The sequence below is a fragment of the Rhodococcus opacus B4 genome, from assembly GCF_000010805.1.
Lineage (GTDB): Bacteria > Actinomycetota > Actinomycetes > Mycobacteriales > Mycobacteriaceae > Rhodococcus_F > Rhodococcus_F opacus_C.
Genome location: NC_012520.1, coordinates 493598 through 510947 on the forward strand (window position 1 = coordinate 493598; position 17350 = coordinate 510947).

The 17350-nt window shown below is 64.3% G+C and carries 23 protein-coding genes; 15 read left to right on the forward strand and 8 right to left on the reverse strand.

What is annotated here, in order from left to right; all coding sequences use genetic code 11:
* Positions 1–94: 94 nt before the first annotated feature.
* Positions 95–874, reverse strand: a complete 780-nt coding sequence (locus ROP_RS38345) for a hypothetical protein (protein ID WP_012686986.1) — start codon at positions 872–874, stop codon at positions 95–97.
* A gap of 265 nt (positions 875–1139) precedes the next feature.
* Here ROP_RS38345 and ROP_RS38350 point away from each other — a divergent pair, with 265 nt between their 5' ends.
* The gene (locus ROP_RS38350; RefSeq protein WP_012686987.1) at positions 1140–2363 is read left to right on the forward strand and encodes a cytochrome P450; all 1224 of its coding nucleotides are present in this window, start codon (positions 1140–1142) and stop codon (positions 2361–2363) included.
* Between the two features lie 298 nt (positions 2364–2661).
* Here ROP_RS38350 and ROP_RS38355 read toward each other — a convergent pair whose 3' ends face one another.
* Positions 2662–2907, reverse strand: coding sequence for a helix-turn-helix transcriptional regulator (locus ROP_RS38355; protein WP_005257276.1), 246 nt, complete (start codon positions 2905–2907; stop codon positions 2662–2664).
* A 265-nt stretch (positions 2908–3172) separates the two neighbouring features.
* On the opposite strand from ROP_RS38355, the gene ROP_RS38360 reads away from it, so the two are divergent.
* From ROP_RS38360 to ROP_RS38380, 5 genes are all read left to right on the forward strand, one after another.
* Complete coding sequence (locus tag ROP_RS38360) at positions 3173–3544, forward strand: hypothetical protein (protein WP_043827316.1); 372 nt, start codon at positions 3173–3175, stop codon at positions 3542–3544.
* 38 nt (positions 3545–3582) lie between these two features.
* Positions 3583–3834 (forward strand): hypothetical protein, encoded by a 252-nt coding sequence (locus ROP_RS38365; protein WP_012686989.1) that lies wholly within the window; start codon positions 3583–3585, stop codon positions 3832–3834.
* The gene (locus ROP_RS38370) at positions 3831–4553 is read left to right on the forward strand and encodes a 3'-5' exonuclease (RefSeq protein ID WP_012686990.1); all 723 of its coding nucleotides are present in this window, start codon (positions 3831–3833) and stop codon (positions 4551–4553) included. The genes ROP_RS38365 and ROP_RS38370 overlap by 4 nt, the downstream gene beginning before the upstream one ends.
* Before the next feature lie 397 nt (positions 4554–4950).
* Entirely contained in the window at positions 4951–5175 is a 225-nt protein-coding gene (locus ROP_RS38375) for a hypothetical protein (RefSeq protein ID WP_012686991.1), read from the forward strand.
* Positions 5176–5214: 39 nt separating this feature from the next.
* The gene (locus tag ROP_RS38380; RefSeq protein ID WP_012686992.1) at positions 5215–5409 is read left to right on the forward strand and encodes a hypothetical protein; all 195 of its coding nucleotides are present in this window, start codon (positions 5215–5217) and stop codon (positions 5407–5409) included.
* Positions 5410–5558: 149 nt separating this feature from the next.
* Here the strand turns inward: ROP_RS38380 and ROP_RS43310 are convergent, their stop codons facing one another.
* A complete protein-coding gene (locus ROP_RS43310) occupies positions 5559–5783 on the reverse strand; it encodes a hypothetical protein (protein ID WP_158306530.1) in 225 nt (74 codons plus the stop codon).
* 19 nt (positions 5784–5802) lie between these two features.
* Here ROP_RS43310 and ROP_RS38390 point away from each other — a divergent pair, with 19 nt between their 5' ends.
* The 8 genes from ROP_RS38390 (at position 5803) to ROP_RS38425 (ending at position 11330) form a co-directional block, all read left to right on the forward strand.
* Positions 5803–6330, forward strand: a complete 528-nt coding sequence (locus tag ROP_RS38390; RefSeq protein ID WP_012686993.1) for a hypothetical protein — start codon at positions 5803–5805, stop codon at positions 6328–6330.
* Positions 6331–6370: 40 nt separating this feature from the next.
* Positions 6371–6640: a hypothetical protein gene (locus tag ROP_RS38395; RefSeq protein WP_007297359.1), complete on the forward strand. Its 270-nt coding sequence runs from the start codon at positions 6371–6373 to the stop codon at positions 6638–6640.
* Between the two features lie 101 nt (positions 6641–6741).
* Positions 6742–7119 carry a hypothetical protein gene (locus tag ROP_RS38400; RefSeq protein ID WP_007297360.1) on the forward strand — a complete coding sequence of 126 codons (378 nt, stop codon included), beginning with the start codon at positions 6742–6744 and terminating at the stop codon, positions 7117–7119.
* A gap of 254 nt (positions 7120–7373) precedes the next feature.
* Positions 7374–7787 carry a hypothetical protein gene (locus tag ROP_RS38405; RefSeq protein WP_148222659.1) on the forward strand — a complete coding sequence of 138 codons (414 nt, stop codon included), beginning with the start codon at positions 7374–7376 and terminating at the stop codon, positions 7785–7787.
* Between the two features lie 33 nt (positions 7788–7820).
* On the forward strand, positions 7821–8816 hold the full coding sequence (locus ROP_RS38410; RefSeq protein WP_012686995.1) for an ATP-dependent DNA ligase: 996 nt from the start codon (positions 7821–7823) through the stop codon (positions 8814–8816).
* Between the two features lie 313 nt (positions 8817–9129).
* Positions 9130–9579 (forward strand): hypothetical protein, encoded by a 450-nt coding sequence (locus ROP_RS38415; RefSeq protein ID WP_012686996.1) that lies wholly within the window; start codon positions 9130–9132, stop codon positions 9577–9579.
* A 564-nt stretch (positions 9580–10143) separates the two neighbouring features.
* Complete coding sequence (locus tag ROP_RS38420; protein WP_012686997.1) at positions 10144–10836, forward strand: hypothetical protein; 693 nt, start codon at positions 10144–10146, stop codon at positions 10834–10836.
* A gap of 236 nt (positions 10837–11072) precedes the next feature.
* Positions 11073–11330: a hypothetical protein gene (locus tag ROP_RS38425; RefSeq protein ID WP_012686998.1), complete on the forward strand. Its 258-nt coding sequence runs from the start codon at positions 11073–11075 to the stop codon at positions 11328–11330.
* Between the two features lie 236 nt (positions 11331–11566).
* On the opposite strand, the gene ROP_RS38430 is transcribed toward ROP_RS38425, so the two are convergent.
* From ROP_RS38430 to ROP_RS38455, 5 genes are all read right to left on the reverse strand, one after another.
* Positions 11567–12457, reverse strand: a complete 891-nt coding sequence (locus ROP_RS38430; protein ID WP_043827320.1) for a TolB family protein — start codon at positions 12455–12457, stop codon at positions 11567–11569.
* An 81-nt stretch (positions 12458–12538) separates the two neighbouring features.
* Positions 12539–13123: a hypothetical protein gene (locus ROP_RS38435; RefSeq protein ID WP_012687000.1), complete on the reverse strand. Its 585-nt coding sequence runs from the start codon at positions 13121–13123 to the stop codon at positions 12539–12541.
* A 120-nt stretch (positions 13124–13243) separates the two neighbouring features.
* Positions 13244–14464, reverse strand: a complete 1221-nt coding sequence (locus tag ROP_RS40635; protein WP_331458005.1) for a protein-L-isoaspartate O-methyltransferase family protein — start codon at positions 14462–14464, stop codon at positions 13244–13246.
* Positions 14465–15066: 602 nt separating this feature from the next.
* Positions 15067–15366, reverse strand: coding sequence for a hypothetical protein (locus ROP_RS43025; protein ID WP_148222662.1), 300 nt, complete (start codon positions 15364–15366; stop codon positions 15067–15069).
* Positions 15367–15729: 363 nt separating this feature from the next.
* Positions 15730–16425, reverse strand: coding sequence for a hypothetical protein (locus ROP_RS38455; protein ID WP_050785273.1), 696 nt, complete (start codon positions 16423–16425; stop codon positions 15730–15732).
* A gap of 289 nt (positions 16426–16714) precedes the next feature.
* On the opposite strand from ROP_RS38455, the gene ROP_RS38460 reads away from it, so the two are divergent.
* Positions 16715–17275: a hypothetical protein gene (locus ROP_RS38460; protein WP_148222663.1), complete on the forward strand. Its 561-nt coding sequence runs from the start codon at positions 16715–16717 to the stop codon at positions 17273–17275.
* Positions 17276–17350 lie beyond the last annotated feature (75 nt).

The window sequence follows — 17350 nt, forward strand, 5'->3', positions numbered from 1 at the left end:
CGAGGATCGCGTCAGCCGAGTCGTCTGGACCCCAGATGTGCGGGGGGACGTGTCATCACGGCAGGTCAACGCGCAAACTGGGCTTCCCGGTGAACTACTTCGCAGGGGTGCGGGCGTCGACGAACCGGCGGATGACCTTGTCCCAGCCCAAGGACTCGAGGAGTTCCGCGGCAGCGGCCCGCGACGTGAGTGACCGCATTACGTCGATATCGAGATCGCCGCTGGTGCCCAGGACGTCGTCGAGGCGCAGGCAATCGACGTACCCGTAATCCGTCCAGGGATCAACGTGGCCGTCCCAGTCCGCGGTGTCGGCGTACGGCCCACCGAGACGCAGCTTTCCGCTGCGGTGGATCATCACGTACCGGGGAACCACCTGCATCGTCTCGTCGGCAGTCGCCAAGGTCACCTCAGGGTCGGCGGCGGGATCTGCACTCGCGAGCCGTCGGTCGTAGGACGCCGTCTTGACCGTTGCGACCTCGACCAGCGCCCGCACGTAGACCCACCGAGCCCGCTCGACCGAGCCCGCCCACGCCGATACCTCGTCCGCGCAGGAGAACACGTTCTCGGCCGGAGTGCGTATCAGCAGCCTCGTCCCCACACGCTCGTGATCGACAACCAGGTCTCCGTCGACGACGAGTTCGCCGTCGTGCTCGCGGACCCCGGTGATCGTCGCCACCGCGAGCACCTCGTCGTCCGGCGCGGTGACGAACAGTTCACGCTCGGACCGGACGTTCTCGGCATCACCGGGAAACGGGCCGCGACCTCTGGCGAACGCTTCGGACTGGGTCAATCCGGCCCGAAACCCCGCCTGGGTCACCCCCAACGGATGATCGCGCACCTCTCCCAGGTCACCGAGCCGAACCCTCGACGTCACAGGTCGATCCTCCCCAATTCATCGCCGGCACACCGCCGGAGCACCGTTGGATGATAGCTATTGACCTGCGACGATGCCCGATGAGTGTGGCCTAACCGGTGTGAAAAGATGTGGGCCGAACTCAGCCTCTCGAGCTCGGCCACGGCGATGATCGTGTCCCAGCTCAACCACTTCTGAGGCGCTCCGTTCGTGTCGACGACACCGCCGAAACCACTGTTTCCCCAGTAGGGTCGCAGACAAATGTACGACCGACCGAGGGGGACCGGTGACGGGTTCTGCATCCGAAAAGACCATCTCGCCCGCATCACGCGCGTTCTGGGACCGCAGTTTCGCGGGCCGCCGCGCGATGTTCGAGGAGCTTCGTCAGCGGTCGCCGATCGAGTTCCACACGGAAACAGCCGGTCCGGGCTTCTGGTCGGTCGTCGGATACGACGACGTGGTGGCGGTCAGCCGGAACCCGGAGGTCTTCTCCTCGGCCAAGGGCTTCACCATCGACGACGTCCCGGCCGAGATCCTCGAGTTCGCCATGTCGATGATCGCCATGGACGACCCCCGTCACCGACGTCTGCGCGGCATCGTGCAATCGGCGTTCACCGCGGCCTCGGTGCGGGGCATCGCCGAGCGGGTGCGCGGCTACGCTGCGCAGATCGCCGCGGACCTACCCCGAGATGCCGAGTTCGACTTCGTCCCCGACGTCGCGACCCGGTTACCGGTGCAGGTGATCTGCGAGTTGCTCGGGATCCCGGAGAGCGACCGGCCGATGATCCTGGCCGCGGCGGCCGACGTCATCGCCGGAGGCGGTGATCAGGAGTTCGTCACCGCACCCGGCGGCGCGGCCGGCCTCGGCCAGATCTACGGATACGCCCTCGAACTGGGCGAGAAACGCAAGGCGGATCCCGGCGAGGATCTGACGTCCCGGCTGGTGTCGACGATGGTCGACGGCGAGACCCTCACACCGACCGAGTTCGGTTCCTTCGTCATCCTTCTGATCACGGCGGGTTTCGACACCACCCGGCAAGCGTTGGCCTGGGCGCTGCATCTGCTCAGCGAGCACCCCGACCAGAAAGAACTGTTGCTCGCCGATTTCGCCGGCCACATCGACAACACGATCGACGAGGTGATCCGCTTCGCCTCCCCGGTGCCCTACATGCGGCGCACCGCGTCCGTCGACACCGAGCTCGGCGGCGCCCATATCGCGGCGGGGGACAAGGTCGTCGTGTGGTATCTGTCCGCGAACCACGACGAACGCATCTTCGACGGTCCGGGCCGGTTCGACATCACCCGGGCGAACGCCGGCAAGCATCTCGGTTTCGGTGCGAAAGACATCCACCACTGCCTGGGTATGAACCTCGCACGGCTGGAGCTGCGCGTCATGCTCGAAGAACTGTTCACCGCCCATCCCGCACTCCACGCGGTGGGCGAACCGGAACTGCTGCTCTCCGCGTTCATCAGTGGCATCGATTCACTTCCAGTCCGGACACGTGACTGACGGTGCCCGAGGCGCGCCACCTCGATCACAGGGCAAAAGAAGCCTGAACTGCGAAGATGGCATGTCCCCTCCGCTCTGACTCCCAACGGGACATCGAAGAGTCACCGGGGTCACTCCGGTATCCGACTTCGGAGAATCGTCTAGCGGCAGAGTCGCCGAACGCCGAAACGCCCCCGTCCTCTCAGTGAGGATGGGGGCGTTCTGGGGTCGGGAGATAGCCGGCGGGGCAGGGACATGTCATCTGTGCAGCTCAGGGCAAAATCCTGACTTCAGTGACATCGAATGGGGCGAATGTCAATCACTCTGAGCGTCGGCGCCGAGGCTTCTGCACATCGGTGCGCGCGCCCTGTCCGGGTCTGTTGTTGGCCCACTCGATGACTTCGCCGCGCTTCCACAGCGGCGTTCGCCCGATCTTCTCGACCGGGGCCGGCGCCTGCCCCCGGGCGACATACGAGCGCCACGTCGAGGCGGAGATCTCGGTGCCGGACTCGGCCTTGATCAGGTCGATGCACTCCTGCGAGGTGAGCCTGTTCGGGTTGGCCATCTCAGATCTCCGGGTAGGTAATGGCCTGGATCGCGGAATCGCAGACGTACGGCCGAGTGAACGATGACGACTTACCGGTGCAGGGCGGCCTGCAGTCGGGCGTCCGGTGACGCGGGGGTTCCATGCGCTAGACCCTACAGCTCGAGGATGTAACGCCAGCGTGCCTGTCTGGGACATGTGGTATCTCTTCATGCTTGCAACAATACATTATTACGCTGTAAGGTATTGCTGGAAGGTAGACCTCGCCAAGGGAAGACGGTGCGAAATGACGCAGGCGGCATATTTGAATACCCGTCCGATCGAGTTCGCGAAGGGAGACCTGGTCGCGTGGACCGTGCGCCCAGGTGTCTACACCGTGGTCACGCGGTCGCGGGCATCGGTAGTACTGCTGCCAGTGGTGCCCGAGCCGTACGCCACGCCTGACGGCGGATGGATCACCCATCCGTCCAAATTGCGCCCCGTCGACTTCGTCGAGGTCGGACGCGCCGCACACGCGGAGGGGGAGACCCTTTCTCCTGCCCTGAGTGCGGTAGTGCGCCGCGCTCTCGAAGGCCTGACCGTCGGCGACGGGCTCGGTCGCAAGATCATGTCCGACTTCGTCGACGGATGGACGGCCGCCAGCCTCGCCGAGCGCTGAACAGCAATGCCAGTAATGCCAGCAATCAAGGGGGAATCATGACCAATCAACTCGTCCAGGGCCGCAATGTGTTGGACCTGCGCCCCGGCGACGTCGTGCGCGAACGCAATGCCGACTGGCCAGAGCCCTTCACCGCGGGCGAGTTCTACGACTACACCGTCGCCGAAATCATCCGCGTCAACACCACCACTGTGCACGTCGCCATCGTCACCGACGGATTCCCCGCCGCCGTGCCCTACAGCCCCGACCAGTGGGTGACCGTCGTCGAGGAGGTGAAGGCATCCCGATGACCCCGAACTGCATGTCGGAGGGTGCCGTCACGATGGCCACCGAGGAGGAGACGATGACCGCAGCAGAGAACGGCCCCCGGGAATGGGCGACGCGCATGCTCGCCCCGGGCCATGCGGTCATCCTCGATACCGAGACCAGCGACCTCGACGGATCGATCCTCGAGGTGGCCGTCATCGACGCGGCCACCGGCGCCGTCCTCCTCGACACCCTCGTCGATCCCGGCGACGTGCAGATTCACCCCGCGGCGGCAGCCGTACACGGCATCAGTGCCGCCCAGCTCATCGGCGCTCCAGACTGGCCCACCGTGTTCTCCGCCCTCGCAGCGGTCACCGCGGACCGGGTCGTACTCGCCTACAACGCATCATTTGATCAGAGTCGCATCGTGTACGACTGCCACCGTCACGGCCTTGACCCCCTGCATCTGGCTGACACCGAGCGGTGGGGATGCGTCATGGTGAAGCGCTCCCAGGCTGAAGGCGTCGAGAAGAACATTCGACTCGACGGTGCGCATCGCGCCTGCGGTGACGCAGAAGCAGCCCGCGCAGTCCTCCAGGGCATCGCAGACGGCCCTACCGGCACTCCTGCACCCTCTTGCGGCCGAGACGCCGCTCACCGCCGTGACGCGGTCGCTACGACCCCTTCCGGCGAACTGCTCGCAGACGCGTCCTGCCCGGCTGACGCAGCCCCGTCGGTGCCGGGCTCTTACCTGCATAGATGACACGTCCCCTTCGTTAGAAAGAAAATGACCTGCCCAAACCTTCCGACCACGACACTCCGCGCCGCACCGTTCATGTGATCGACCGCAGCGGGTGGGGAACCAGCGGCGCCTACCCTGCGATCCGTGCTCTCACGCTGATCTGGACCTGCACCACTTGCCAAGGCCCACGGGGAATCCCGCAGAAACACCGCTTCCATGAGGACGGCGAATGGTTTACCTGTGACCGATGGGACAACCCGTGCGGCCACGTCGACATGTATGTGTCGGTCCTGAACGAACCCCGAAAAGGGTAGAGGACTAAACCGGGTTTCTTTGTGGGACTTAACTCAAGTGTTGCAACATCACATTGGCACGCTGTAATGTCATTCTCGTAAGTCCGACACGGAAGGTCACCGTCATGAACGACAGCACCGCCGTCATCACCGCAGACATCGTCACCGCAGCCCGCCAGCTCGACTGGGGATCGATCGTGATCCGAGACGGACAGATCGCCGCGGTCGCCCTCGACGACGAGGTAGAAGGAGACGAAATTCTGGCGGACCACTTCGACCTGTGCGAACTGGCGGAGTCCGCGAGCGACGCCGCCATTGCGGCAGAGCTGAACGCGAATTCGCGCGACTGACCCGCAGACCCCCAGTAATCCCACCGACAAGGAGTTCTCATGTCCCACGCCCTCGCCGAAGCCATTACCCCGGACCACCCCCGCGACCGCATCGTCGGCGTGCACGGATACCACCGCGACGAGGCGGGTTCGCGGTTCGCGACCGTCCGCCTCGCCGACGACTCCAAGACCGAGATCGACCTCCTCGACATCTTCATCTCGCACCCGATCCGAGAGGTCGCCGCAGCGGCCTGACACACATCCGAAAGCCTTACCTGCCCAGTTGAAAGGACCCCGCAATGGACGTCGAAGCGAACACCGAAGCGGGGGAGGCGGAACGGTGAACGAGTATTTCCCGCCCGACTGGGACAACCGCCCCCGCGTCGAACCCTGGAACGGCCACATCACCCGGCAGATGTGGCTGGCCAGGGACAAAAGAGGACCTGGTCGGCATCATCGAACTGCTCGGCCACCAGATCACCACGGCGAAACAAGACGCACGCGACGCCGGCTATCTGGCCGACTGGCGAATCTTCCGGATGCTCGGCCAGGTACGACTCGGCGCCCGCGTGTACAACAACTTCGCCCGCGCACACCGCCGCGGCCGCAGGACAGTCCGGATCGATCAACTTCTCGAGGAGGCCACCGATGCCTGACCGCAACGACACACGCACCCCTCGCCGCGACTACCACGCCCTGATCGACGGCCGGGAAGTTCAGGTCGTCGGCCACGTGCATACCTCCCCGCACCACCCCGACCGCGGAGCCGCGATCACTCCGTTCGAGGATCTGGCCGAACCGGGTACCGGTGCACACCTGTTCGCGCTGGTCTCGGTCCGCTGCGCTACCGACGACACCACCGTCGACCTGGACACCGGTGTCAGCCACAGCAAGTACTTCGAGGGCCTGTTCAGGACGCCCAACGGCACCAGTTGGTACCTCACACCGGCGGTCTACGACCCGCGGTCGCGTACGTACGCCCTCGGTTCGCAGGCGCTCGCCGCGGGGCTGAGCATCGGTGCACTGCACGTCGACGTTCTCGAGGTGGTCGGTGGCGCTGGGTACGCTGCCCCCGCGGGTGTGCGGGTGCATGACTTTCCAGTGGGGGCCCCTGCACCCCGACAGCCGCGGGCTGCCGCCCTGACCACCCGCAGTCTCACGAGAGGAAAACAGTGAACGGTCTGTTCTGCAGCGGCGAGTCGATGGATACCGACCGATGAAACGCGCCGCCTTCTGGGGGTGGGCCACGGCCACAACAATCCCGGAAGCCTTGACGAACGCGCTCGACGCCGCGGTGTCGACGATGCACCAGGAACTCGGTGCCGATGCGCACCCGGTCAACACCTCGCACACCACAACCATCCTCACCGATCAGGTCCACCAGGACCCAGGACTGCTCAAGAGCCTTCTCGGGAGCTCGACGGCAATCGTGAACCGCGAAGACCACGCCCTGGTCACGGTCTTACTGATTGGCGAAGTCTGGTAGCCGCTGTGATTCGGAGATGAGACTGCAACGGGTGGCCGAACTCGCCGCATCTGCATAGCTCGTCGACCACGACCACCCGTGCAACTACCCAAGGAGCAGAGATGACCCTCAACGAGCGCAACGCCCCGGTTCCCGCCAACCGTGTCATCGACGAACCGTGGCGCACCGCGGTCACCGATGTGCTCTTTGCCCGCGTCAACGAACTCACACGCCTCTCACGAACGGGGATGAACCCCGCGGACAACCCTCCGCCGCTGGCGTCGCGACTGCATCGCGGCGAGGACCTGCTGCCACTGGCCGCCACCACGCCAGCCACCGAGAGCGGCACCGCGCGACGCAAGAAACTGATCTTCGCGCCCGGGCTCAGCCAAGACGCTCTCGCCCGCCGCCGAACGGTCCGGCTCGACCCGGCCACCGCGACGCCCGCCGGCGGTACCGAGGTCGTCCGTCTCGGCCAGCCCCGCGCCGAACCCGAGTAGGGGAGAGCGGAGCATCGGTCAACTCATGCAATTGACCTGGGGAAATGACACGTCCCCCATTTCGTGTCACGTCGAGAAGGGGACTCCATGAGCATCGAAAGCTGGCTGGCACGAGGGATCCTGAAGGCCATGACTGTGGCCGAGATCGAACTGTCGCCCGTAACGGCGGGATCGCCGCGGACGACCGGAGACCGCCAGTGATCGGTCGTCCTCCGACGTGGGGCACCTCGTTTCCAGGCGAGATGCTGCCCACGGTGACACGCGAAATCGATTCCCTGCGCACGGAACTCGCGGGGCATGACGGTGACACCAGTCCGGTCGTGGGGATGTTCCGCCGGTACCTGGATCTGCTCGAACGCGACGGACTCATGCTTGCCGACCGCGATCGGTTCGAGATCCGGCGCCTGCTCCAGCGTGCGCAGGGCCGGGTGACGTCCACCGCAGTGTTCCTGACCGGTGTGGTCGCGACGATCCTCGGGGTGAGCTGCGCCGGCATCCTGATGGACTACACCGCGGCCGCGCTCGGCCCGGCCAGTTTTCTCCTCGGGGCCCTGGTGGGAGCCGTGATCGCCGGTACCGTGATGCGAGTGGGCACACGTGAGCTGGGGTCGTGGACAGCGCACCTCGCCGACACCGCGATGGCCCGTCTGGACGAACGCCTGCCCTGATCCACCGCGGTCCCTCCAGACCGGGAGCGTCCGATGAGCGGAGCTGGGAATCGGCTGATCGCGCCGATGCTGTCCACACCGGGTGAACCACCGGTGGAAATGGACGGCTGGGCGGCCGAAATGAAGTACGACGGCTTCCGCCTATTAGCTGGGGTCGGTGGCGGCGCGCATCCGGTGCTGTGGACCCGCAACCTCAACGTTGTCACTTCCTCCTACCCGGAGGTGACCGAGGCGCTGACCGAGGCATTCGGTGGTCACGGGCGCATCGTCTTCGACGGTGAAATCGTCGCCCTCACGCAAGGTCGGCCTTCGTTCGCACGCCTGCAGAAGCGGGCGAACACCCTGCGCCCGACCACCGCCCTGCGCCGGCAGGTACCGGTCATTTTCCTGCCGTTCGATGTGCTCCGGCTCGACGGGGACGACCTGATGGGTGCCCCGTACCTCGATCGCCGCGCCGCCCTCACCGACCTCGGCCACCAACTCCAGGGCGCTGTCCTCCCGATCCAAATCCCACCACATTGGGAAGGCATCGAGGGTATGGTCATGCTCGAAGCGGTTCGCAGCTCGGGTATGGAAGGTGCTGTGTTCAAACGTGTTTCGTCGCTGTACCTTCCCGGTCAGCGTACCCGGGCGTGGCGGAAGGTGTTGATCCGTACCCGGGTGAGCTGCGTGGTTCTCGGGTGGATTCCTGCTGGCGGGATGCAGCACAACATGGTTGGCGCCCTTGTGCTCGGCGCCTACGACGACCAGGGTGCACTCCGGTATGTAGGGCACGTCGGGACCGGTTTCACTCAGGCTGGGCGCCGGCAGCTCGGTGAGCAACTGGCTGCCCTCGAACGTCCCACCAGCCCGATCGTCGCTGAGTCCGCGGCCGCGGAACAGCACGGTGTAGTGCGGTGGGTCCACCCGATTGTGGTGGTCGACATAGATATCCGCGAATACGGGCCCGGAGGGCTCCGGCACCCCTCGTACAAGGGCCAACGACCCGATCTCGATCCGGAAGGGGTCAAATGGGATTCATTGCAGTAGTTGCAACATCGCGCATCCGCTCAGAGCTGACGATTCAGCTGGTCGTGGCTTCCACCAAGTCGGGACCGGATCGCTGCATTCGAGGTGGCCCCGCGTGTTACATCAGGCACAACAATGATGCATCTGATACAACCGCCCTCCCTCGGCAGCAGTTCCGCGAGGGGATCCCCAATCGGAACTCCAGGTGGGGGCCAAACGGACTCCCCTGCAACTCTGATCGGAGTCCAACCACGGCCCCAACCCAGACTGTCTATCGTGACTGCATATGAGGCAGAGATTGGGTCCGATCGCGGCAGGGGCAGCTGCAGGAGCGTTGATCCTGACGAGCTGCTCGACCACAACCGACGTGCCGGAAACCTTCGCCGCCACGGTAACCGTCACCGGCGAAGCCAACCTGGCATCGGCCGAAACCGGCGAGTGCACCATCGGAGCCAATCGTGTCTCCCCGGGCGACACAGTGGTCATCCTCGGAGACACTGGTTCCGCATCCGCGAGGTCGCCACTGGAAGTCGGATCCATCGATCAGAAGCCCGACGGCATGGGCGTATGCACCTACACCGCGCACTTCGACGATATCCCCGCGAACCAGCGAAGCTACAACATCACCGTGACCAGCCCTATTAACGTGACCAACTTCGGGCTCCAGTCCTTCACCTCCGCCGAACTCAAAAGTGGTGCTACGTACCGCCTACTGCAGAACGCACCGCCGCCCGCCGGCGGCGGCATCGGATCTGAAGTGCAGGACAGTGACGGCACCCCCTGAAGCGGGCACCAGTGGCATATCAACCGATAGTTTCGGAGTATCAACCGGCCCCGCCGCCGCCTGCTCCTCCGCCACTGCTGTTGAAGGGAAAGATGTCGGTATGCGAGCCGTCCATGCGTCGAGGCGAAAGTGACGAGTAGGGACTCGGCTTCCGGTCGTGCATCAACCCCCGAAGCGTGACCCCAATCCTTGGAGGGTCCTCCAGAACCAATTCCCCGAACGAACCGGGGCAGCTCCAGACCCGTACGGGATAGGTTCCTTGCGAACGTAGTGCTCCATACCCCTTAGCGTAGCCAGCAATCTGCATACTCGATAGCGTGACCTGCAACAACGCCGAGAGCTCCGATGCGAATGCCTCAGCCGACACGGTCGGGTGAGGCTCCAGCCGAACCGGCATCGAGTGGCTGCTGTCGTCGATCGGTGACCGCTCAACGATCGCCTTTCGGTGGTCAGCCCTGTGTGGGTGATGTCGGTACAAGGGTCTCCGCGATGTGGTGCAGTAGGACCATGGCCTGGGATCCCGAAACGACTGATAGCCAGGACTGGGCCGAGCGCGGCCTCCGAATGGCCGCCGATACCACCGCTGGCACCTGGATCATCGAACACGTACACAACTTCGACCACACGGTCGTCGCGTTGGTGCCACCGGTGTTCCCCGCGTACGCCCGGATCTTCCACCCCGCGAACACCATTGACGACGAGATCGTGCGCTGGGCAGCCAACGGCACCACCGCGCACCCCGTCATGGAATGGGGATCCATCGTCGGAGATTGGCACACCAGCGAACAGGAAGGTCTGTGGCACGACTCGCCGGTGAGAGGATCGCTGCCCGCGCGCACAACACGTGCACTGGCCGACATCCTCCGACGATTCACAGCCACACCCGACCACTGTTGGTTCGCCCACTGGGAAGGATCCGGCTACATCACGGCGCCATCGAACTACCCTCGGCTGCCCATGCCCAGCCGAGCCATGGCCCTCTTCTCGGGAAGTATCGACCTGGCAGATACCCAGTTCGGGGCCGACAAGCAGTTCCCGGGAGGGATGAGCGCGCACCTGTGGTGGCCCGGCGACCACGCCTGGTGCGTGGCGACGGACATCGACCTCATGACGACCTACCTGGGAGCGTCGCCGGAGTGCGTCGACACCGTTCTCACCGACGACGCACTTGAGGCACTCCCCGCGACCCCCGATCAGAGAATCACCTGGGACAGCGACACGATCAACCCGTTGCCCTCGAGTCCATCGGGTCTATGACCAGTGCCGTAAGCCCATCCGCTTCCGGGACACGCTCGGAGGCTCGCGGTTCGAACATTCGTCTCGGTCGGCGTTCGGCTTGCGCGGTTCAGTCGTTCTCGGCCACCGGTTCGAGATCAAATATGTGGCGCAACGCGCAAGTTCCTCGTTACCTTTTGGGAATGCCACCCCGCTACCACGTCACCTCGGTGTTGAACCGTGCATCCATTCTCCGATACGGGTTGGATTACAGTCGGATGGGTGCTGCTCGCGGCATTGCAGGAAGCTATGGCCCCGAGCAGAAGGGCTGCTTCCTCGCTGCCGGCGAGTGGGAACGCGACTGGTTCGTGCGGATGAACAACACGGGCGGAGCAGTGGACGTATGGGAGGTCCACGGCATCGATGATGGCGACCTGGTCGAGTCTCCCGAGGGTTACTACTTCTTCCCCGGCGTAATCGCCGCCGCCGAATTGCGGTTGGTGCAACGCGACCTACCACCGGCCCAGAATCACTGATCGGCGGCTTGGGAAATCAGCAGGATCAGGGACCGCCGGATCTGTCCGCAAGCGGATCGTTGACCGGTCATCGATGTGGTCCGCTGGGCGGGTTCGCGGTCATCGGTTGATCGCGACGTCGGCCGCGTCACCACCCTCGGAGTAACTATGGCGCGGGCGGCCTACCGGCAGCCGCTCGTGGTCGGCGGTCTGCACTTCCTCGCCTTCCGGGGGTGGGCGGGATCCGATCAGCGATATCACTGTCCCCCGCCGATACTTGGATATTGGGCGGTGATCGAACGAGGCGTCAACCGTTTCTGGTCGGAGCCGTCGGGATTCATCGAGGCGAGCTCTGCACTGTTCGAGGTGGATATATCGACAACCAGCTCACCCGACTGCGTCGTTGCTCTGGTGTAGAGGATGCGTGAGCCGTCGGGGGTGAACTGCGGATGCACCGCGTACGTGTCGGTCAGCCGGGTGATCTCTCCACCGCCGGCGGGCATCGAGTAGATCTCGGAGCCGTGGTTGCCGCCGCGGTTGCTCGAGAAAACCAGCGTGGAACCGTCGGGTGAGTACGCGGGGTCCGAGTTCCAGAACTGGTCCCGCAGAAGCACCTTCGATTCTCCGCCCGTCGTTGGCACCTCGACAATGTATCCGTCGGCGGTGAAGACCACCCGTGACCCGTCCGGCGAGAACGTCGCCACGGATCCGGACTCAGCCGGAGCGATGACGCGCAGGTCGGAACCGTCGGTATTCATGATGCTGATACTGCCGTCGCTTTTCGAGAATGCGATAGAGGACCCGTCCGGCGAGAAGACAGGCTGATAGCCGTCCTCGTGAACAGTCCTGACGTCACCCGATTCGAGATCCACGACCTCGATGAACCTGCCTCCGCGGGTGTAGGCCAACTGCGCGCCGTCCGGTGACAGCGCGGCGTTGTTTCCCCACCGGCCATCGGACATGTCGTCAGCCACGGTCGGGGTGACCTGCCGTAGGCCGCTGCCGTCTACGTTGGCCACGAAGACCTGACCCCATCCGTCGTCGAAGGACACGATCACCGGGGTCGGCGCCGGTGGCGAGTCGTCCGCGCACCCCGTGAGGACGACGGATGCGGCGACGAGAACGGGCAACAACCGCGAGAGCCGCATCAGATGATCATCGCACGGGACCAACCCCCTGACGGGCACGCACGCGACACAGAACAGGGCGGCGGGCCAGATGTCGTCGGATCAGATGCACTCGGCGCGGTTCGCCACCTCGACGAACTGCGACCAGTACGGAACCCGCTGGCGGAACGTCCACTTCTCACGCGGCAACGCCCCGACCTTCAGCTCGTTTCGCAGGTACTCGACAAGATCCGGGCCGTAGTAGATGACATCAGTCTGATACACCGAGAAGACCGGGCACCCCGGCGGTGCCGGTGCTGCCGGTAGATATCGATGTCCGTAGATCGGCACCAGCACGGGCCACTTTGCGAGATTCTTGCGAGCCGTCCGCTCGATCTCGACTGCTTCGGTCGGACGTGGGCCCCACGACGCAGGCCAGAAGGGGACGGGCTGGTGGAGCACGTCCCACACGAAGCTTTCGACCGGCCAGCCCAGCATGCGCTGCAGCTCAGCGTCGTCGCCGTCACGCCAGTCCGGCCACCTTTCCCCGAGGGGCAACGCAGTCTTCAACAGATCTAGATGATCACAGGCGAAATCAACCCCGAAACGAGCATGGACAGAATCAATCTCGGAATCGGTGAGTCCAGCAGCCAATGTCACGCCTGCCTCTCGGAGCACCGATACTGCGGCATCGCCGACCGCGCCCATGAGATGAGTGTGTCACCAAGTGACAGCATGGGCGAGATAATTTCGCTGACGTGGACGGCACCGTGCGGACGCCGGCGTTCGTCGCTGACCGGTCACCGATCCGTTATCGGTTCCCTTTGGTTACGTGCGGAGTGTGACGATCCGCGTGGCGTGACGATCGGGTTGTGTCCATCGACGCCCGGCCAGTGGCGTCGGAATGTCGGTGGCATTGTGGGGCAGGATCTCGATGTCGTAGTGACCGATTGAAGGGCATCCCAGGTTCTTCCATGCGGTGAGGTGGCCGGCGAGTTCACGCACCGCGGGACTATCGGGTCCGGTGGTGGCCATGAGGCGTCCCCAGGAGACGAGGACGATGTTGCCGTGCTGGTCCGCGATGCCACAACCGGCATGGATCTGCGGGGTGGGCCCGGCGGTTTTGACCGTAATGCGCTTGAGGTGCGGCGCTTGGAGTGCGAGGAAGAAGTCGACGGCCCACCCCTGGCTGGGGTGACACCCGAGACCGGTGTCGAGCAGGTGTTGCTCCTCGGTCAACTGCACGCGGTGCTCGGCGCCACGTGGCCGATGAAGAGTGTCCCCGTCGGCGAGCATGAAGTTCGCCGCGGCGGTGAAAGCCCCATACCAGTGGCCCGGCTCGGTTCCTTTCCGGAGTCGACACAGGGGATGCGCTTCGCCGTGACGCAGCGGCACAACAGCGACACCGTCCTCCGTGAGGCAGTCCCACCACTGCGACGGCACGGTCGCACACCCCACGGTCGCGATCAACCGGTCGAAGACCCCGCGCAGTATTTCCTCGGCGGCACCGCCGTCGCCCGCACGGACCTGCACGTTGGTGATGCCGCCGGTCTCGAGCGCGGCTGCGGCCCGCGCGGCTATCTCGGGTTTCGAGTCGATAGTCACGACGCTTCCGGCGTCGGTGACCAGGTGCGCGAGCAGGGCGGCGTTGTATCCCGTCGCCGTGCCGATCTCGAGGACACGATCGCCGGGTGCAACGGACAGGGCGTGGAGCATCAGCAGCATCAGGGAGGGCGTCGTCGACGAGCTCGACGGCATCCCGTTCTCGGCGGTCAGGGTGGCTAGTGCCTGGTCTCTGTAGATGGCGGCGGCCGCCCCGGCTGAAAGGGGTTGGGAGGCATCGATCCAGTCCGGCTTTCCCGGCATTCGAAAGCGATCGAGATACGCCGCTCGGTCCACGGACCTGAACGCTTCGACAATTCGTGCATCGAGTCCCGGGAGGGAACCGAGGACATCGCGCACAAACGAGGCGCGAACTTCCGCTGTGCCGTTCTCCGTCAAGTCAATCCTCCTTCGACCGTCCCCGCCAATGATGCCGCGCAGTCGCACCGCAGGCGCTGTTCTGTACGGGTTCCGATGGTGGATCGTCAATCAGGACACCGGGCATGCTTCATCGGAAGATCGCTCGAGTGCCCGATCCGTAGAGCTCGACAGTGCATGTCGCGGACGCGCTAAAGTTCCAGAATGACGAGTGTGGGCGTCGTGGCCGTCTGGCACGGTGCAGAAGGTTGGGGCGTCATCGAATTGTCGGACACTCCCACCGGATGCTGGGTGCATTTCAGCAATATCTGGACACTGAATCATCCGCCTCTCGCCCGCGGGGAATCGATCCAAGTCCGTGGACAAGGCGTGAACCTCCAGATCGGTGAAACCGTCGACTTCGACTGGGAGGCGGTGCAACAGGACGGTTACTCATTCCGGGCCGTCGATGTCCGCCCGCGTAGGGAACCGCCGCGTCGAACTGTTGAGTTCCGGGTTCACGGCGAACGTGTTCCCTGGCCAACCAGTCGGTTCGGGGAGCTGCCCCACCCGGGTCTCTGGACTGAATGACATCAGTGATCGCGATGTTTACGGGGGACCGAAAGCCGGACCGCTCCCACTGTCGGTGGCCCGTAAGACGATCCCTCAACAGTTCTGCAGGTGAGGATCGTTCAAGCGAGGCTCGGGTGGGCACACGGGATCCTGCGGTCGTCCCCCATGACGACGACAACGGAAGGCTTCTCGCGCCATGGTGACCGCAGCACGGCAAGGATGAATCCGTCATCGGCGACATCCGCAACATATTCATCGAGGGAACTGGTAATCGCGATACTCCGCGCCCCGCTGGCCACGAAGCCGCTGATGGTGATCCATGAACTGTCGGGAGGACGGCCCGGTTCGAGAAATTTCCAGGCGTTGGATGAAAGATGGCCGGAAATCTCGATCAGGGGCTGCTCGCGGCAACTCGCCAACAGTCATCATTTGCGGGGTTTCCCACTGCCCGTCCACTTCGTTCACCATGACGACGTACCGCGACTCGGCGTTTCGGAGCGCAACTGCAGCGACATCCTCACGTACAACAACCAGGTACGGCTCCACCGCGCTGCCACTCCGCCCACCAGCATGGAAGGACGCAAGGGCACTCCTCGCGGCCGGATGATCCAGACCGTCCATTACCTCAGCGTAGAGTCCCCGCCACTGACTCTGCTGATGATCCGGCAGACATCGAGTCTCTCCGAGAGGCCGATTGGGGATCGGCAACCGGTCACTGATAGTTCACTGGACGAAAGCGGTACCAGCAAGCAGCCCCGGACGAGATGTGCCACGTTCGCTGTTCACCAGGGGTGGGTGAGAACGGCCCCGCTGGGTGGGATGTCGAACTCCGGATAGGACAGGATCACCGTCAGCGACGCGCTGGTCGGTCGAGGGGAGAGGAAATACTCGCCCCAGGTCGCCATCCCAGGGTTCCGGCGGCCGCCACCACTTATCCCGCCGGCGAGCCACAATGTGTTCGGATCGTCCGGGAATGCACCAAAATGTGCGGTGTTGGTCAGCAGCGTGCCGCCGGGCTCGGTGTATACGAGCAGACGGAGACGGTGGGGCTGGCTCGGGGGGATGATCCGGTAGCTGAAGTTCATCACATCGGCGCCGGTTGGGACTTCCCCGATCGGGTCCGGCTCAAGCGCTTCGATGCGGAACAGGATTCCTCGGTCGTAGACGCGGAAGTTTCCGACACCGAGGTCGAGGCCCTCCCGCTGGTAGATCGTCACCTGATGATCGTCGGTGGCGATGGAGGTCTCATCCGGCTTCGGTGGACGTCGCCAGTCGGGCAAGTCGCGACTGCGAATCAGCAACGCACGTCGGTCTTCCAGCGGCAGTTGCTTCTCGCTGGCGAACTGCTCGGCCAGCGCACGATCGGAAACGGGTTCACCCAGAATATCCAGTGCTCGGGCACCCCACTCTCCCTGCTCAAACCAACTGCCGGGTGCCCCTGAGAGGGGCACCGCCGAGATGGGGGTCTGTTCCGGCATCCAGGGGCCTCCCAGCGTATGAATGCGGTGGTCTTCACAGCAGCGTATCGACGCCATCACTGCTCCGAGAACGGATCCACCATGTTCACTCACCGCTCCGCACCCTTCTCCGAGCCTGATGAGCGGGAGACCCGTGCGCCCTTCCGGACCATGTTCGCGATGAGATGGGCGCTTAAAAGCGATCGCCGTTGGCGGAACCTGCACCGGAACGAAGTGGTGTCCCAGTGCGGGTTCGGCTTCCGGTGACATTTTGTTCCCTACCTGTGGCGCGGCCCCGCAAGATGAGGTGGTGACGACGTTACGGATCATCATTCCCGAGGAGCTGATCATGGACGGGATAGTCGGCATCCCGCAGGTAGGTGACAGCGTCGACTACACGCTTCAGTTCTACGAAGCTCAACCGTGGATCAACCCGGAGGCCTCCAATGATGTCGTAGCACTCGTCGAACCGCTGAACGAGGGCAGGCTCTCAGCGGAATGGACCGACCCCAACGGACATGTCCACCCGGGGACGTACTCGATGATGGTGCATGGTGACGGGTGGCGTGCGTACTTCCTATCGACCCGGCTCTACGAGGGCACAGCGCAACTTGTCGGGTCATTCGAGGCCGACTGGCCCGGGGTACTTCCCTCCGAGGCCCAGGTAGCCGGGACAGTAGCCAGATGCCAACTGATCACGCGTACCAACTCGACGGACGCAGAAGGCAGAAGCACCGAAGGATGGGCCGACACGCTAGGGCCTGTGCCAGAAGGGCAGACCGGCTTCCGGATTCCATCGCAGGACTGCCCTACCCCTAGGGTCCGAGAGATCGGCATCCTCGTGGATCTGGCAGTAACGACATCTCAGTAGCAAGAGACTCGGTCAGTCAGAGCGATGACCGGTCCCCGATCGTGTACCGGGAAGTTGAAGGCCACCGCGTATCGA

Coding starts and splice junctions, on each gene's coding strand:
- ROP_RS38355 (WP_005257276.1), bottom strand. CDS start 2,907: ATGGCCAACCCGAACAGGCTCACCTCGCAGGAGTGCATCGACCTGATC.
- ROP_RS38360 (WP_043827316.1), top strand. CDS start 3,173: ATGACGCAGGCGGCATATTTGAATACCCGTCCGATCGAGTTCGCGAAG.
- ROP_RS38365 (WP_012686989.1), top strand. CDS start 3,583: ATGACCAATCAACTCGTCCAGGGCCGCAATGTGTTGGACCTGCGCCCC.
- ROP_RS38370 (WP_012686990.1), top strand. CDS start 3,831: ATGACCCCGAACTGCATGTCGGAGGGTGCCGTCACGATGGCCACCGAG.
- ROP_RS38375 (WP_012686991.1), top strand. CDS start 4,951: ATGAACGACAGCACCGCCGTCATCACCGCAGACATCGTCACCGCAGCC.
- ROP_RS38380 (WP_012686992.1), top strand. CDS start 5,215: ATGTCCCACGCCCTCGCCGAAGCCATTACCCCGGACCACCCCCGCGAC.
- ROP_RS38390 (WP_012686993.1), top strand. CDS start 5,803: ATGCCTGACCGCAACGACACACGCACCCCTCGCCGCGACTACCACGCC.
- ROP_RS38395 (WP_007297359.1), top strand. CDS start 6,371: ATGAAACGCGCCGCCTTCTGGGGGTGGGCCACGGCCACAACAATCCCG.
- ROP_RS38400 (WP_007297360.1), top strand. CDS start 6,742: ATGACCCTCAACGAGCGCAACGCCCCGGTTCCCGCCAACCGTGTCATC.
- ROP_RS38410 (WP_012686995.1), top strand. CDS start 7,821: ATGAGCGGAGCTGGGAATCGGCTGATCGCGCCGATGCTGTCCACACCG.
- ROP_RS38420 (WP_012686997.1), top strand. CDS start 10,144: ATGGCCGCCGATACCACCGCTGGCACCTGGATCATCGAACACGTACAC.
- ROP_RS38425 (WP_012686998.1), top strand. CDS start 11,073: ATGGGTGCTGCTCGCGGCATTGCAGGAAGCTATGGCCCCGAGCAGAAG.
- ROP_RS38430 (WP_043827320.1), bottom strand. CDS start 12,457: ATGCGGCTCTCGCGGTTGTTGCCCGTTCTCGTCGCCGCATCCGTCGTC.
- ROP_RS38435 (WP_012687000.1), bottom strand. CDS start 13,123: ATGGGCGCGGTCGGCGATGCCGCAGTATCGGTGCTCCGAGAGGCAGGC.
- ROP_RS38455 (WP_050785273.1), bottom strand. CDS start 16,425: ATGCCGGAACAGACCCCCATCTCGGCGGTGCCCCTCTCAGGGGCACCC.